Source organism: Gimesia sp., from assembly GCF_048262075.1.
Taxonomy (GTDB): domain Bacteria; phylum Planctomycetota; class Planctomycetia; order Planctomycetales; family Planctomycetaceae; genus Gimesia.
Genome location: NZ_JBLXFK010000021.1, coordinates 34,768 through 52,959, shown reverse-complemented (window position 1 = coordinate 52,959; position 18,192 = coordinate 34,768). Strand labels below are relative to the sequence as shown.

The following is an 18,192-nucleotide window of genomic DNA, read 5'->3' as shown; positions in this document are numbered from 1 at the left end:
GTTTGCAATCAGGCCAAATTATTTACGCTCTCACCCAGAAAAATTTTCAAAAATGGCCGAATCTGTATAGGTGATTTGTTGAAAAAACCCTACATAGTAGTTTTATCATCAAAAGCCCCCAAATTGTTAAAATTATGATAGAAGACCCATTTTATAGTGGAAATCCTTCCACAGATTGGTTAATCCTATTATCTTAAATGAAAATAGGTTGAATGCGCAGGTAGAGAGTTATTTGTGTTTTGGAAGATATCAGCAGAGATGTTCAGGATTAAAAACACTACCTGTAGGCATTAGACAGTTAGAAAATAAGAAGTTTGAGGCGAATATTCTCATCCCCCGAGACTTTTGATTCACTTACGAAGGAATGACAGGATGCTACTGACGAACTGGCTCAACACACTCACTTCCCGAATTTCAAAACGCCGTGTTTTTCGATCCCGCGATCGCCGCGACATCCGCAAACGCTGGCAGTCAATCGTCCATAATCAGATCTCCACAACAGAAGCGCTCGAAGATCGCACGCTGCTGACCACGTTCTTCGTCGATGACTCCCTGGTGATCACGAATGACCCGGGGGCAGACGGTTTAAACGCGGGTGATACTGTCACTTTTGCGTCTGGTGAAGCCGGCGAGACAACAGGGCTGATTTTCGGGACGGATGTCTTTGACACGATTCAGGACGCGGTTACTGCTGCTGCATCCAGTGGCGACTTGAGTGACATCATTAATATTGCTGCCGGCACATACAATGAGAATGTCACCGTTGGAACTGCCATCGAATTTATTGGGGCAGGAACAGCTAATACGTTTGTTGGTGGTACCGGCAATCTGTTTACAGTGACTGCCAATAATGTCAGCTTTCAGGACATGACCTTGCAGAATGCGACACAGGGGATTCGCGTTGATCTGTTGGATGGGACAGTTGATAATCTCCAGGTCGATAATGTTCATTTTATCGATATCGGCAGTTATGGAATTGAAGTACATAATGGAACCACGTTGACCAATCTGGATGTCGCTAATAGTCTGTTTCGCGGAACAGCCAGTGTGGGTATCCGGTTTGCGCAATCTGCTATTGGTGATGGTGTAGACATCGACAATACAGAATTTGATGGTTTAGGTCGCGCAATCTATCAACAGAGTCACAGCGCTACCGGTCTGGGCTATCTGGCTGATTTGCAGTTAACCTATTCCACCATTCATAACATGTCGTCTGAAGGGATTTATACTGAAGAACTGACTGGCGACAACATAACAGGCACTAATATCAGCAATAATATCTTTGAGGATAACTCGCGGGACATTATTCTGAACAATAAATATGGCACTTCCGGAACTGCATTCGGAAATATCTTTATTACTGACAACACTTTCACAGATTCCGAAAAACTATCCATTCAGCTCAACAGTAAGGGAACTTCTCTGGAAGCCGGTGTGACGATTACCGGGAATACCTTCAATAGCGCCATTGAAAGTCTGATTCAAAACTGGGGGCAAATTGATGTCTCATTACAATCTGGTATCAGCCACGCCCCGGTTGTCATTAACGAGAATACAATCAACTTCACTGGTTCAAGCTCAGGTGGTGCCACAGAAGCCTATGGTATCCGACTGATGGGCGCATCAGATGATATTACCATTAATGGCAATACACTGACGGATACTAATACAGGTGGCGTTCAGACATCTGCCCTGTTTGTAGATACCAATAATGCAGATATGGGGCCGGTTTCCTCGACCGCTATTATCAATGCCACCAATAACTTCATCAGCGGTTTTGACAGTGCGGTAAGCGTTTTTGCTACATCCGGTCCGATGTCTGGGCCTGGTGGTCTGGTTCCCGGCGCGCAATTGAATATCAATAATAACTCCATTACCAATAATGCGATCGGTGTGCTCAATGGCCCTGGTGCTACAGTGAATGCTTCCGGCAACTGGTGGGGGACTTCTGATGAAGGAGTTATCGCAGGTCTGATGACCGTGGGGGTTGACTTTTCTTCTTACCTCAATAGCGATACAGATACAGACGGTGGAACAGCTGGCTTTCAGGGTGATTTCTCAGTGGTAAATGTTACTGCTCTGGGAGCGCAGACCGGGCCTGTGGGACGGATTCAGGAAGCGATTGATCTGGCAACATCGGGAGCAACTATTAATGTTGCCGCCGGAACTTATGCCGAAGATGTGATCGTGAATACCTCCGTGACGATCCAAGGTGCCAATGCCGGGATTGCTGCGGGGGTTGACCCTGGTGCTCGCGGCCTGGAAAGTGAACTGACCGGCGGGTTTCGTCTCTTTGCGAACGATGTCGTGATTGACGGACTCAAGATCGTCGAAGGGACCGGTCCGGCCGGCGTTGGCAGTAAATCTGCCGTCTTCATGGCCAACGGCACCACGGGGCATACGATCGAGAACAATATTCTGGAAGGCCCGGGAACGGGAGTCGAAAGTCGTGGTGTGCTCTCCACATTTAATGGAAATAACGACAACATCACGATCCAGAACAACGAAATTTACGATTGGGTCGCCGGTATTCATAACCATGGCAACACGAATGTAGATATTTTCGGCAACAACATCCATAGCGTGTTCGTAGGCGTCGCCAATGACTACGTTGCTGATGTCACTATCGAAGGCAACGCCTTCAGCAACTCAACGGAAGGTATCGGCGTCTTAAATAACATTTCCAATGGCACGCCCGATGTAGCCGCTCATAACAACTCTTTTGACTCCTTAACGCTCACCAACCTCATCGCTCATTACGGTGGAGATACTGTCGACGCTTCCGGCAACTGGTGGGGCATCATAGACGCAACAACCATCGCCAATTCCATGATGAGCGACGGTGTTGTTGGCGACGCTTCGAAGGTCGACTTCACTTCCTATCTGGATAATGGCGTGGATACAGTTGGGGGAACAGCCGGTTTCCAAGGTGATTTCTCAGTGGTAAATGTAACCACGCTAGGCGAACAGACCGGACTAACGGGTCGTATTCAAGAAGCCATTGATAGTGTAGCCTATGGTGCGACGATTAATATTCTTGCCGGAACCTATACGGGTAATGTAGACGCTACCGGAATTAATATTACTCTCGCTCCTGGTAACAGTCCCGGTCAGGTGGTGATTAACGGTGATCTGATTTTAAATGGTGATGATACACTTGATATCGAAATTAACGGTACCACCGCTGGTTCCGGTTATGACCAGTTTATCGTCAACGGGGCTGTTGTGTTGAACGATGCCGTTCTAAATCTGTCCAGTACTTATACTCCAGTCGATGGTGATAAGTTTACATTGATCGATAATGACGCTGCCGACGGAATCACAGGAACTTTCATTGGCTTCCCTGAAGGTCATAACTTCACAAATTTCCTGGGTAGCGGGTTGAATGCCTACCTGACCTATGTTGGGGGTGACGGTAACGATGTTGTGATTCATATGGTGGATTCCACGCCTGAAGTCGATCTGCCTGATGATGACGGCCCTGATAATTATTCACTCACAATTGTCGGTGGCAATGTTGTGATTACCGATGTGAATACCGGGGGCATCATCTCTTCAACTCCACTGGCTTCACTGGCTGGCACTCTGGTGATCAATGGGGAAGATGGTGAGAATGATACACTGAGCATTGATATGACCGGCATCGATCATACCACCCCGCTGCAGATTCAGTTTAATGGCGGTACCGGTGGTTTTGATACACTGGAATTACTGGGGGGAAGCCTGAACTCGGTCGAGCATATCTTCACCAGTGACAGTAGCGGTAGTGTTCAACTTAATGGTTCTGGGACAGATTTCATCCGTTATACGGGATTGGAACCAGTCTTGGATACGATTGTCGCCGGGGACCGGACCTTCAGTTTTACCGGGGCAGCTGAAATAATTACGCTGTCCGATGATGGTGTAGCTGCGAACGGGACTTCTCGCATTGACTCCAATATCTTCGGGGAAGTTGTCACCTTCCTCAATCCAACTGATAACATCTTCATCAATACTGAACTGTCCGGCGGGTCCGGGGCAGATCTGGTCGATATTGTCGGCCTTGATTCTAATTTCGATGCGAATCTGACAGTGACTGCGGGCACTGATGATACCATTGATACGGGTACAGTAGATATCGGATCAGGGATTCTCAACCTGACTGGTGGCCAGGTCAATGTGAATGGTGCTTTCACGACCACGGGCAGCGTGGATATTGACGCCAATGCTGCCGATATTACATTTGGTGTAGTCGGATCCATTGATGCCGGTACCAGTGAAATTGATTTAACTGCTACATTCAATGTGGAATCTGTGAAAGTGACCACAACCAGTGAAGTGCGGGTGACTGCCACCGGTGGTGGCATCAATAACGTGAATACGACCCTGATCACGGCCGATCGCGTGGCTTTGGTTGCAGATGGTGCAGGGGGGGGGATTTCCGGTGTTAATACCGATGTGAATACCCTGGCTGCCCGTGCTGCAGGTGGTGGCTTTACCATCGACAACGCGGGTGATTTAGAAATTGGTGCCGTAGGTGTTCTCATTGGAGTCAATAGTGGTATCAATGCTGACAATAGCACGGTTTTCCTAACCACGACCGGCCAATTGACAGTCACGAATGCTGTTTCTGCAGGCACGATTGGTCACCTGCGAGCCATTGACGCAGCTGGCGCAGGACAGGATCTGAACGTCAATGCAGGAGTCACCACTACGAGTGGAAATCTCAATTTAGACGCCGGTGATAATTTGAATCTGGCTACGGGAGTTACTTTAAATGCTGCGGCAGATCTGATTCTCAACATTGATAGTCCATTTGGGGGTGTTCCAGATGCGGCGGGTGGTGTAGCTAACCTGAATGGAATTCTGATTGCGGGAACAGACATCACCGTGAATGGTGGGGCTGAGGCTGATCAGGTCATCATTGACAGTAATGGTGGTCCCTCTAACGATGGTGGTACTGTAGACGGCATTCAGTCGCTCTTCACATTCCTGGGGGGTGGAGGTAATGACGAGTTGATCGTGGATGATTCAGGCGATGCGACCGGCGACAACATTATCATCCAGAATACGGGGGATGGGGTTGGTACGGTAATCGGTGCTGGTGCCGTGACTCTCAGTTATGAAGACCTGGAAGATCTGACATTTTATTCCGGATCCGACGCAGATGACATTACGGTCAATCCCAATATATCCACAACGATTAATATCTTCGGCGGGGATCCCGCAGCTCCCACGATGCCTGCAGACTCGTTGACTTATCTAACCCCAGGGGGGCAAATTTCCACGCTCTCACCATCTGGACTTGATGGAGGCACGATTGGTGCGACGGGCGGATTCCAGGATGTAGTCTTTGATGAAATCGAAAGCCTCACGTTTGGTGGAAGTGTTGCCGTTACAGGAACGGCTGGCGATGACATACTCACAATTAGCGCGACAAGTGCCAATGCCGGGACCTATCGGATCAATGGTGGTCCGATCATTAACCTGGATAACATCACCGATTTCACTTTCAATGGTGGTGATGGCAACGATACGCTGATTATTGACAATTCCGGGATTACACCTACTGGTGGCTCAGATCTGTTTGATCCGACAGACGGTATCTTCTTCAATGGTGAAGGCAATCTCGGTGTAGGCGTCGGCGACAGGCTCCAGATTCTGGGCGGCGATGCCACGACTGTCGAACATCGCTTTACGAATGCCAACGATGGTTTTGTCTTCTATGATGGGGAAGGAACCGCCACGATTACCTACACCGGTCTGGAACCGGTTCTGGATACGATTGCCGCCACCAATCGGATTTTCAGTTTCACCGGTGCAGGTGAAACGATTACCCTGTCTGATGACGGCGACGCAAACGATGATGAATCTCTGATCGGTTCCACTCTGGGTGAGTTGGTCACCTTTGACCACAGCACTCTGAGCACCGTGACCATCATCACAACCGCGGGCAGCGGTGTCGATAGCGTGGAGATCGAAGGCGTCGATGCCAATTTTGATGCCAACCTGATTGTGACAGCCGGCACCGATGATACAGTCATCTTCCAGGCTGCCGCCACTGATCTGGGTTCAGGCGATCTGACGGTTAACAGCGGCAACGTGGTGTTTGATGCGGATGTGACCACCACCGGTAATGCGGTGATCAACGCGACTGGTGGTTCGATTACCGATGGCGGTTCAAGTGCCGCTGACGAATTGACTGCTGCTACGGCGGTTCTGACTGCAACCGTTGATGTGGGGGGCGCCGGGGATGCCGTTGACATTAACGTTGACAATCTCGAAGCAGATGCCGATGGCGCCATCAATGTCGTCAACACCAGTGGCGCGACTTTGACGATTGGCGGGATTGCTGGTTCTCTCATTGATGGCCTGGAAGCAGTAACCGGCATCAGTCTGACCACTGATGCTGATTTAGAGAACTCGGAAAATGTGACTTCTACCGGCGCAGGACTGGTTGAACTGATCTCAGCCGGCGGTTCGATCACAATGGGCACTGGAACTACGTTTGACGCAGGGACCGGTGCTCTGGAAGTGACAGCGGATAACAACGTTCAGCTAGAACTGCTGACAACTTCCACGGCTGATGTGACAGTGACGGCAACCAATGGTGCGATTACCGATGGCAATGCCGGGGGGAACAATATTTCTGCCGTCAATGCGACACTGAATGCCGGCACCGGAGCGGGCGTAGGAAATGCTCTGGAAACAACGATTACCGCTCTGGAAGCAAATACCGGAGCAGGACTGGAAGTTGACGATGCAGCAACACTCAACATCGGGTTTACCGGTGGAATTGTTGGACTGACTGTCGGGGCACCTTCGCGGATTACCTCAAGTGGTACCATGACCGTGACGGAAGGTATTGCCGCCTCCGGTGGCAACCTGCAACTGGAAAACACCGTTAATGATTTTGTCTTGAATGCTGCCACGACGATCTCAAATACGGGCGGGTTTTCGATTCAGGTAGACTCTGCCAATGATCTGACCGTGAATGGAACAGTACAGACGGCAGCGGGTGCCATTACCTTGCGGGCAGACAATGACCTGATTCTCGGTGCAACTTCTCTGATCGATACCACAGCCGCAGCGGTTGTGACGTTGACAGCAGATGCTGCTGGTCCCGTGGGTGGTGTCTTCACTCAGAATGAGGGAGGCGTGGTCAACGCATACGGTGGAGATCTGAATGTGGCTGCAACCGGTGATATCCGGCTTGCCGATCTGCAAAGTGCCGGGGGGACGATTACCGTTGATTCAGCGGCAGGAGCAATTCTGGACAATACGGCAGCCGGAAACAATTTAATTACAGCAGACAGTGTGTATCTGGAAGCCGCGACCTCCATCGGGATCGGTGATGATATCGACACTGCTGTTACCACACTCGCTGCACGAGCCTTCGATGGTGAGATCTCGGTCAGAAATTCAGGTGACTTGACGATTGGTACGGTCGGTGCATTCCCCGCAGGTGTGATTGCTACAAGTACCATACCAGCGAATGGAACAGTCACGATTATCGCGGCCAGTCCGCTGACAGTGGCCAGCAATGTGAGTGGCTCGGGGACTGTCACGTTGACCTCAACGGATGTAGGCGGCCTATTGGATGTTATGACGATCAACGCTGGTGTGACTGTCGAATCAACCGGCGACAATGTCATTCTGAACTCTGGCGATGACTTCACGTTGGCACTGACGGGTACCGTCCGGGCTGCGACTACCATTGAGATCAACGTTGATCCGAGTGCCGGGGATCCAGATGCTGCCGGTGCGATCGTAAACCTGCTGGGTAATGTTGATGCGACCCTGACGACCATCAATGGTGGGGACGACAACGACATATTCAATATTCTGCCCACGGGAACATCGCCGATTACCGTTAATGGCGGAAGCCCTGCCTTGCCTACGATTCCCGGTGACACGCTGAATATCGACCTGACCGGTTTGACTTCACCCGTGCTGACCTTGGGAGGCTCCGCCGGTTCGGGGACCTTCAGCTTTAACCCTGATCCACGCCAGGCTGTCACCTACAACAGCATTGAAGACGTCAACTCCATTGGTGTGACTTATCACCTGGTGCTGGATATGGCAGCTTCTGGCTTCGAGAATGGGGGTAACGATACGATTGATGCAGGTTTGGACGCCGGTGGTACGAACCTGGTACTGGATATCAACACCAACAACTTTTTCACGGGCGACGACGCAGATATTCGTTCCTTTACGGTTCTTGGTTCGACTGATAATGATACGCTGAATATCAATGAAACTGCTGGCGGACTGCCTCTCTTTGTGACCGCGGCTCCTGCAGGACCAGTGATTCCTGGCTCTAACGGGGCGCACTTGAATTCGTCCGCAGAAACATTCCTGAACACAACACTTGCAGGGGCGGCTCCCTTTACGGTAACGGATATCACGATTCACTATGATGGTGGAGCGGGTACAGATGCCATCAATGTAAATTTCATAACTGATCATAATACGGGTTACTTTGCAGATACCGTCGATGGCCTGGGCAGCGGTAACATTGCTTCTGCAGCCATAGCAGGAGCTGATATCGATCTGGGGCTGTCGTTTGCCCGTCTGGAAGGTGTGGGTTTATTTGGTACTGCGACCGGCGGATTACGCGTGGATGCTTCTTCCACTCCTGATACGAACAGTATCGCGATTAACGATGACGGAACCGCTGCAGACGGTATTTCACAAATTACCGGTAATATGCAGTTTACCAATGTACTGTTTGATGGCTTTAATGATCTGCAGGTTGTTTCCGGAACGGGGGCCGAGCTACTGGATCTGATTGGTCTGGATGAAAATACCACTCTGTCCAATGTCGAACTGGATGCTGATAATGTGGATGGCACGGATACCGCGAATGACACGATCCGTGTGCGGTCCACTCCCGTCACAACAGTCACCAACGTCACATTACTGGGTGGAGCGGGTAACGATCTATTCCAGATTTTTGATGCTGGTAATACTGTTGATAATATTAACGCCGCCATCCAGGTCTTTGGAGAGGATGGTGTTGTTGGAACTGACACACTGACGTTGATCGACTCCGGTGATGTTACCGGTGATACATTTGAAGTAACATCCACAACGATTCAAGATCTGATCAGTTCTCCTGTTCTCGATGTCACATTTACGGATATTGACAATCTGAATGTGACGGGAACTGGCGGCAATGACACGATCAATGTGAATCTGGGAGCACAGCTTGACCTGAATAATGTGAACATCAATGGTTCAGGCGGAGATGATGACTTCAACCTGCAGAATAGCACTCCAGTGGGCGTCGATACTCGCTTAAACGGTAACGCCGGCCTGGATGAATTTTTCTTCCTGGGCACTAACGTGCTGCGAGGCTTCATCAATGGTGGCTCAGAAGTCGACACGATCGACTACAATGGCTACACCCCGCCTGTGCATGTGGCTCTTTCCAATACTGGTACTATTGACGGTTTCGAAGGACGCGAATTGAATGGAAGTATCCTGGGAACCGGAGTTGCCAGCCTGGCCTTCGATAACATTGATAATCTGGTGGGAACCTTAAGTAATGATGATGTGCTGGAAGGCCCCGACTTGAACAACTACTGGGGGATCACATCCACTGATGAAGGTTTTATTATCGCGGATCGAGCTAATCTGAACAGTGGTCGGCCAACGATCGGTGCAGATGCGACAGCCAGTGGAGCGGAAGAGCGTCTGGATTTCACTGACTTCCAGAACCTGATTGGTGGTACACAGGATGATCGTTTCGACCTGACTGACGGAGCCGGCCTGACCGGGAATTTGGACGGTGACAGCGGAAATGACAGCCTGGATTACCGGGACTTCAGCACGGGCGTGACAGTCAACCTGTTTGCGGGAACTGCCACTAATATTGGTGGTGACCTGGAAGCTGGGGCCGGTGGCGGTGACGATGACAACAGCATTGAAAACGTCTTTGGTGGTGATGGCAACGATAATATCACCGGCGACAATGACAATAACATCCTGGGTGATGGCTTAGGGAGCGACAACCTGGATGGTGGTGGCTTTGGCGTGGGTGGTGGCGTGGGCGCCGTTGGTGTCTCGGGAATTATTGGCAGCGGTAATGGCGGCAATGATGTGTTCCTGATGGAACCCGGGGCTGGCGGTAGTGCCGATGTCATTACTGACATCCACGGTAACGATACAATTGATTTCCGCTTTGCCAGTACCGGTATCACTTTTGATGTGGATCTTCTCAACGTGGCTCAGACTGTATTCGGCAGCAGTACTGTTACACTGCAACAGATTATTCCTGAGCAGCCTGTTACGAACCCCAGTTTCATGGAAAATATTGTAGGCAGCCAGGGTGATGATACGATCTTCATTGATCCACTGTCGCAGGATGGTAACTTCCCGATTGACGGGCCTCCGGTTCTGCGTTCTGCTGATGGGCTGGGGGGGACGGACTTCCTGGACTTCGATTCCAAGGGACAGGAAGTCATCGACACCGGCTTCTCACTGACCGCCGATGGTGTGGGAACAGTCCAGTATCTCAACTTCGAAAATGTAACACCATTTGAAGATAATCCCGCTTTCATCGTGGATAACGGTGATCCCGGATTCACCTTCACAGGTGATTGGCCCTGGTATACTCTGGGGAATACTTCTCTGACCAATGGTATCGGGTTTGAAGATGATATCTATGTGGCTCACCCTCAAACTCCATTCAGCACCGGACCCGCACAGGCTTACTGGGAATTCTTTGGTCTGACTCCTGGCGAGTATCGCATTTCCGTCACCTGGCCTGCCACTACGAGTCCATCAAACGTGCCTTTAGGGGCAACCGATGCTCCCTATACGATCTATGACGGGTCGCGCACTGAAATCGGTTCTACAGCCCTTGATCTGGGGACCACAGACTTGAATCAACAGTTGGCTCCAGATGATTATTCGGCTGATGGCACCACCTGGGAAATTCTGGATACCGTTACCATATCCAGCAGGACGCTGACCGTGATGTTGACGAATCTGGCCGATGGGGGAATTACCGCCGATGCGATCCGGATTGAACGTGTTTCTGCCGGCCCCGAGATTGAACTTGTGGATGTGACCGATGCTCTGGCGCCTCCGGCACTGATTGTAGACGGTCATCCAGACGGAATTAAGTTTGGTCCTACAGAACTGCTGACCGATGCTGTGCGTACTTTTGAAATTACCAATAATGGCTCAGCCGACCTGAATATCAGTAATATTTCAGTACCTGCCGGTTATACAACCAGTCTGACGCCTCAGGTTGTCGGAATCGGTAATACGATCTCATTTACGATTACCATGGGGTCTGATACCTTTGGTGATCGTTCCGGTATCTTCTCGTTTGATACGGACGATGTAGACGAAGCGACCTTCAATATTCTGCTGGATGGTCAGGTTTCGAATGTCGTCATTATTGATGATGGAGACGTCGGAGAATTTACTGCGACGGGAACTTTTACGAACTACTCCACCGCTGATAATGGAGGTTCTCGTGGATACGAAGGTGATGTCACTGCGGCAATTCCCAATGCACCCGGCAGTACTACCCCACCAGCTGGAACGGATACTGCAACCTGGACCTTCACCGGACTGGCTGAAGGAAACTACCGTGTCTCAACGACCTGGTCTCAATATTATAACCGAGTGACCGATGCACCATTCTCACTGGACGGCGGAGCGGGAACAGCTGATATCGTTGTCGATCAGAGTGTGGCACCTTCCAGCTTCATCGAAAATGGAACATCCTGGTTTGATCTGAGCACCTCATTTGCTGTCGATGCAACGGGCGAACTGGTAGTCACTTTGACTAACGAAGCCAGTAATTTTATTCGTGATCATTTCACACTCGCTAACGGTGTGATTGCGGATGCAATTCGCATCGAATATCTGCCAGAACCCGATCTGGAAGTGACCTACGATCTTGGCAGTGGCCCGATCGTGGTAGATGATGACACTGGTGTGGTCGATTTCGGCAGCACCATTCCTGGAATTCCCGTGATTATTGAATTTACCGTTACTAATCTGTCTGCAGATCCTGTGAATGTGACGGGACTGATTGAATTCCCACCAGGTTTCAGCATTATTCCCACACCCACTACACAGTTCGGAACAAATACAACTCCGGTATCGATCGCCGGCGGTGGCTCTGAAACCTTCCAGATTCAGTTTGACGGCGGAACGAACGGTACCACATTCGGTCAGGTCTCATTTACAACGGGTGATGTTGACGAAAACCCCTACAACTTTACGGTTCGTGGTGAAGCAGGTCCTGCAACGATAGGAATTAACGATACCGATTTCACCCAGGTCGGTACCTGGAATGGTTATACTCCAGGAAATGCTGGCGACCCTCTCTTCCTGACCGGCAATACACAGTATGTTGGCGGAGACGGTAGCAGTACAGCGACGTGGGACTTTGATGTGGAACCAGGCCGTTACCAGGTCGTAGCGCACTGGAATGTCTCGCCTGATTTCTCCATGAATGGAGCGGGTGCTGCCACAAATGCCCCCTATACCATCTTTGGTGGATCTGTTCCGGTTACCGTATTGAAGAGTCATCAGACCAGTGCCAACGATTTCCTGGATGATGGGCTTAACTGGGAATATATCGGTGACCCTGTTGTCATAACAGGAAATTCACTCTCGGTTCAGTTATCTAATCTGGCTGATGGTGTCGTCTACGCTGACGAAGTACGCATCTATCGAGTTGTGGATCCTGTGATCAAAGTCGAAGTGGATGGCGGTACGGTTGAAGATAGTGGCTCGGTCGAATTTGACGATACGATCGTGGGAGCTCCTGTGTTTAAAACATTCACTGTGACCAATTACGGTGAGCGAGACATGGCACTCGGTCCGATCAGCCCTCTTCCCACTGGCTTTAGTCTCGCAAGTCCATTTGGGACGAACAATCTGCCACCCGGTGCTTCTACTACGTTTACCTTGCGGATGGATGCCGGCTCAGCAGGCAGTTTCAGTGGTATGGTTACCTTCGCTGTTGATTCTTCCGATGCGAATCCGTTTAACTTCATGGTTTCCGGGTCGGCAGCGGGATCGATGATTATCGACAATGGAGATCTGGGTTACAGTACCAGTGGTGACTGGCTTGAACGGTCTGCTACATCGATCTACGATTATTACGAAAATGACCAGGATGAACTGTACGGTGGTGATCAGGTTGGCACGAATACGGCCAGCTGGGAATTCACCAACCTGGCAGCAGGGACCTATAATCTCTCTTCACACTGGGCTGCCCACAGTAGTCTGGCTACCAATGCTCAGTTTGTGATTTCAGGAATTCTGGGTGGCGATATCACCGTGACTCTGAATCAGCGTTTCGCTGCCAACGATTTTGTTGATGGTAGTGGCGTGAACTGGGAAACGCTCGGTGATTTCCAGGTGGCTGGCGGCACCTTAACAATTACTTTACTGGATGATGGGGCAAACGGTCATCTGGCCGCTGATGCAATGCGTCTGGCAGTACTGTCGTCCGGTTCAATTGCTCCGGAAATCGAAGTTCAGGCAGGTGCAGTGAACCTGGTTGATGGTGTAAGCAGTATTGATCTGGGAACCACCTTCTATGGAGAATCACTGTTCCAGACCTTTACGATTACGAATACGGGAACCGATACTTTGAATCTGTCGGCGGTCATTCCACCCGCTGCCGCTGGTTACAGTATTTCCACACCGCTTGGAACAACCACTTTATTCGTTGGTCAATCGACGACATTTGAAGTCGAATTTAATAATACGACGCTAGCTGGCGGGCTGTTTAGCGGGACACTGACTATTCCCAATAATGATAGTGACGAAAGCCCGTTCACGATTGATCTTTCTGCCACGATGACAACCGCACAGATTGTGGACGACGGCGATGCTGGATTCAGCACCACAGGCGGCTTCTACTCGACAAGCTGGCTGACCTATTTCCAGGGTGATACTCAGCAGTTGAATACTGGTGCTAACGGAACTGCAACCTGGGACTTCAGCAGCCTGCCTGCTGGTACATATAATGTATATGCTTCCTGGTCTGCACACCCAAGTCTGGCTACGAATGCCGAATACTCGATCAACGCTGGTGGCCCGATTACGATCAATCAGGGAATTGCCCCCAATGATCTGACCAGTGATGGTACGAACTGGGAGCTTCTGGGAACCGTGAGTGTATTAGCGGGTGGTTCGGTTTCTGTCGAACTGACCGACAATGCTGCTGATGGAAGAATTCGGGCCGATGCTATTCGCATCGAACGCACGGGTCCCCTGATGGCAGCAGCAGGCGTCAGTTCTACAAATGCTCCTGCGATTACTCAATCGGACCTGGATTCCGTTCGAGATGCTGCTTTGAATTACTGGAAAGCGACAGGCTTAAGTGAAACTCAAATCAGTCTGCTGGAGTCAGTCAATTTTGTTCTGACTGATTTGCCTGACGCAATGCTGGGGGCAGCGACTACGACCACGATTCTGATTGATGTCAACGCCGCTGGCTATGGCTGGTTTGTGGATAACACGCCGTTCGACAGCAGTGAGTTCAGCCTGAATGCGGATGGGGATTTGATCGCCGGTGCCGGTAGTGCCGCCTTTGGTCAAATGGACCTGTTAACCGTCATGCTGCATGAAATGGGACACGCTCTGGGTCACGATCATGCTGATGATCATGACTCGCTGATGAGTGATGCTCTGGATGCCTCAGAACGACATCTGCCCGAGATCGACGATTTCTTCAGCGGTGTGGCTGACGGGGATAATCCTCTATTGGACTAATCCGCTAGATCGCATCACATTTAACCATAGCGTCTCCCGATCTATGATACTCGGTCCAAATGGCCCTGGAGACGCTACAGTAAAACTGGACACAGTCTAGTTTAATATTGACTGACAGTCCTCGAAAACTTCTGGTTTTCGGGGACTGTTTTTTTAATAAGAGGCGTATTCGTCTGACTGCAGTCGGTCTTACTCAGAACCGGGAGTCAGGAGTTGGCGAAAATTGGTGCCGAGGATCAGACGTTTGTCTGCTTCAGAAATCTGTGCTGCCGTGACTTTGCATAGCTCGGTACCCAGAGAACGCGAAGGCAGGTGGCTGCCGAAGATGATGCGGTTAGCTCCCAGTTCACGCACTGCCATTTCAATGAAGCCGGCGGTGGGGTCGAAGCCTGAGGTTTCCACGAGTATGTTTTCTGAATCGCGGACTGCGCGAATGCCACGTTCCCACTCGCCCCCGGAATGCGCGCAGATAAATTTCTGCTGCGGGAAGCGTTTTGCCAGCACTGCGAGTTCGGAAGGGGTTGACATTCCCTGGCTCTTCTTGCCTCCCGTGATGAACCAGGTATGTTGCATGATCACGCCATTCAAGTCTGCAATGCGCTCGATGAGGGGATCAAAATTCCGATGTGTGCAAGTAAGTGCCGCCGGTCCGCCTCCCGGAAAATAGACGCCGCGCATGGGGCCGTCCTGTAACCAGCGCTTGAGGGCGTCGAGCGAGGCGGGCACATTATTGGCGTTGAGTTGTATCATCCCCAGCAGCAGATCAGGCCAGCGTGTCAGCGGCCCTTCCACAAGTTCCGGATGCGATTTCAGTTTCTGTTCCAGTTCCCTGTCAGTGGTTGTACCGATGCCGACATGTGGGAAATAGCAGAGCTTTTCGAACTTTCCGGCTTTGATGGCGGGCATCGCCCGATCAATTTCTGTAATCAGACTGCTGCTGCCATCTCGGCCCGGATGGGAATGTGCAGGAGTGAAATACGAATCCCAGATGTGATACTCTTCCAGCACTTCTTTGGCAGGCAGACCGCTAATTTGAATCGGGAGAGTCGGTTTGTTTGAATCCTGTTTTTTGACCCTGAACTTTGCAGGCGAATCCGGGGTCGGTTTACTGACAGCCAGGAATTGGGTCGCATTGTCTGCCAGCACGGAATTGAGAGCTGCAGTATCGAGAATTGAAGATTCATGGACGCGAACCAATGCCGCTTCGGGAATCAGAAACGGTGCGTGTGTACCGAACAGGACGCGTCCTGCAGGGAGACGCTCCATGAGTGCAGGCACCCCATCGGTACTTTCCACGCGGGCGGTATCAAAGAATATACCTGGTACCTGGCTGAGTTTGTTGATCAGGTCGGGGCGGGGTTTCGCATTAAGGAGCTGCAATCTGAGTCCGGGAACTTTCTCTGCCAGTTCCGGAAGTGGTGAAAGCTCTACGTCGGCAACCTGCAGTGATTGATGCTGAGTGCGGATATCTTCGAGAGAGACAGCAAGTTGAACGAACAGTCCTGCAGCGGTGGCCTGTTGTAATAATGTCAGCAGACGCGGATCTTTAAGGGTATAGCCGTGGTAGTTGGGATGCAGGCGGATGCCGGGCATCTGATGTTTTTCACTGCATTGCTGCAGGTCTTGTTCCCAGTCAGGCAGTGTAGGATTGATAGAACCGATGGGGACCAATTGTGGGAAACGTCGGCATTCGACGACCAGTCGCTGATTCACAGATGTGATATCACGATGCAGAATGCCCTCATAACTGCCTGCCCAGGCCTGTTCCATGCCCAGACCTTGAAGTTTGTTGACCAGTGTCTGTGTATCTTCAAGCGGAAGTTGACGGAAAGGCCATTGAAACAGGCTGACATTGGTATCGATGATCTTGATACCGGGGGGCTGGTTCTCTGCAGACTGTGTGGATTTGATTCCCAGGGAAGCTGTCAGGCTAACGGCGCTTGCAATCGTCAGAAAGTCACGTCGATTGAATTCACACTCGGGGTGGTTCAACTGAGGATCTCCTTGACCACGCGAGGTGGATTGACTCCAGTCAAGCGTTCTTCGAGTCCGCTGCGAGTATAGAAGAGTTCCTGATGATGGAGTCCCAACTGGTGGAGAATGGTGGCGTGGAAATCGTGGACACTGACGGGGTTTTCGACAACGCTGTGCCCGAATTCATCGGTGACGCCGTAGGTGGTGCCTCCTTTAATCCCACCACCTGCCATCCAGGATGTGAAGGCCTGCATGTTATGATCACGGCCCGAGAAACCGTTGGCGGATTTCTGTGTGGTGGGTGTGCGACCAAATTCGCCTCCCCAGATCACCAGGGTGGAGTCGAGCAGGCCCCGTTGTTTGAGGTCGCGGAGCAGACCGGCAACCGGTTTGTCGGTCCGTTGACACATGGCGCGGTGATTGGCGGCCAGGTCGGCGTGGCTGTCCCAGGGTTGTTCTTCGAGGAAGATCTGAACGAAACGGACACCCCGTTCGACCAGTCTGCGAGCGAGCAGACAGCGTTTGCCGTAGGAGTCAGTTTCTTTAGTACCAATACCGTAGTCTGTGAGGGTGTGTTGTGTTTCGCTTGATAAATCAAGGGCTTCCGTGGCTGACATCTGCATACGAGCGGCAAGGCTGTAGGATTCGATCCGGGCATCCAGCAGGGGGTAGTGGGGACGTTTTTCGCGGTGGATGGAGTCGAGCTGATTGAGCAATTTGCGTGCAGACTCGGTGACAGCCGAGGGTTGGTCGTATTGTGGCTTGAGATTCAGAATTGGCGAACCGGTGGGCCGCAGACGGGTTCCCTGGTATGTGGGTGGCAGAAAACCGGACGTCCAGTTGCGCGTGCCGTTTTTGGGAGCGCCCAGAGGATCGGTGAGTACGACATACGCAGGCAGGTTCTGGTTTTCGGTTCCCAGGCCATATACGGTCCAGGAGCCGAGGGTGGGATAGCCCATGAACAAGCGGCCGCTGTGAATTTTATACAGGGCATTATCGTGATTGGGGTGATCGGTCCACATGGAGTTGATCAGGCAGAGTTCATCCGCCATCTTTGCTGTCTCGGGAAGGACGTCGGCCATCCACATTCCCGATTCCCCGTGTCGGGCGAACTTGTATTGCCCGCCCAGCATCTCGCCGATACTCGTGGTATTCGAATTTCCCAGGTCTTCAATGTTACCCGGGAATGGTTTACCGTCCATTTTGTTCAGAACCGGCTTGGGGTCGAACAGATCCATCTGGCTGGGACCACCATTCATAAACAGCTGAATAACCGAAGTTGCTGCAGGCTGATGGTGTGGCTGTTTGGGTTTGAGGTCGAACTGCTGCGGTGCGTGTGGGGCTTCCTTCGCAAGTGCAGCAGTGCCACCAAAAAAGTCCTGGCATAACAGATGCGTCAGGGCGGCACCCATGACACCATCGCTGGTGCGGGCAAAGAAGTCTCGACGGGTGGAAAGTGGTTCAGGCTGGCTGTTCATATTC

3 protein-coding genes are annotated in these 18,192 nt (G+C 51.2%); 1 reads left to right on the top strand and 2 read right to left on the bottom strand.

What is annotated here, in order from left to right:
• The first annotated feature begins 372 nt into the window (after positions 1–372).
• Entirely contained in the window at positions 373–14,736 is a 14,364-nt protein-coding gene (locus tag ACN0YH_RS25975; protein WP_417382519.1) for a choice-of-anchor D domain-containing protein, read from the top strand.
• 189 nt (positions 14,737–14,925) lie between these two features.
• Here ACN0YH_RS25975 and ACN0YH_RS25970 read toward each other — a convergent pair whose 3' ends face one another.
• On the bottom strand, positions 14,926–16,728 hold the full coding sequence (locus tag ACN0YH_RS25970) for an amidohydrolase family protein (RefSeq protein WP_417382518.1): 1,803 nt from the start codon (positions 16,726–16,728) through the stop codon (positions 14,926–14,928).
• Positions 16,725–18,188: a DUF1501 domain-containing protein gene (locus ACN0YH_RS25965; RefSeq protein ID WP_417382517.1), complete on the bottom strand. Its 1,464-nt coding sequence runs from the start codon at positions 18,186–18,188 to the stop codon at positions 16,725–16,727. Before ACN0YH_RS25965 ends, ACN0YH_RS25970 begins: the two co-directional genes overlap by 4 nt.
• Between the last annotated feature and the right edge of the window lie 4 nt (positions 18,189–18,192).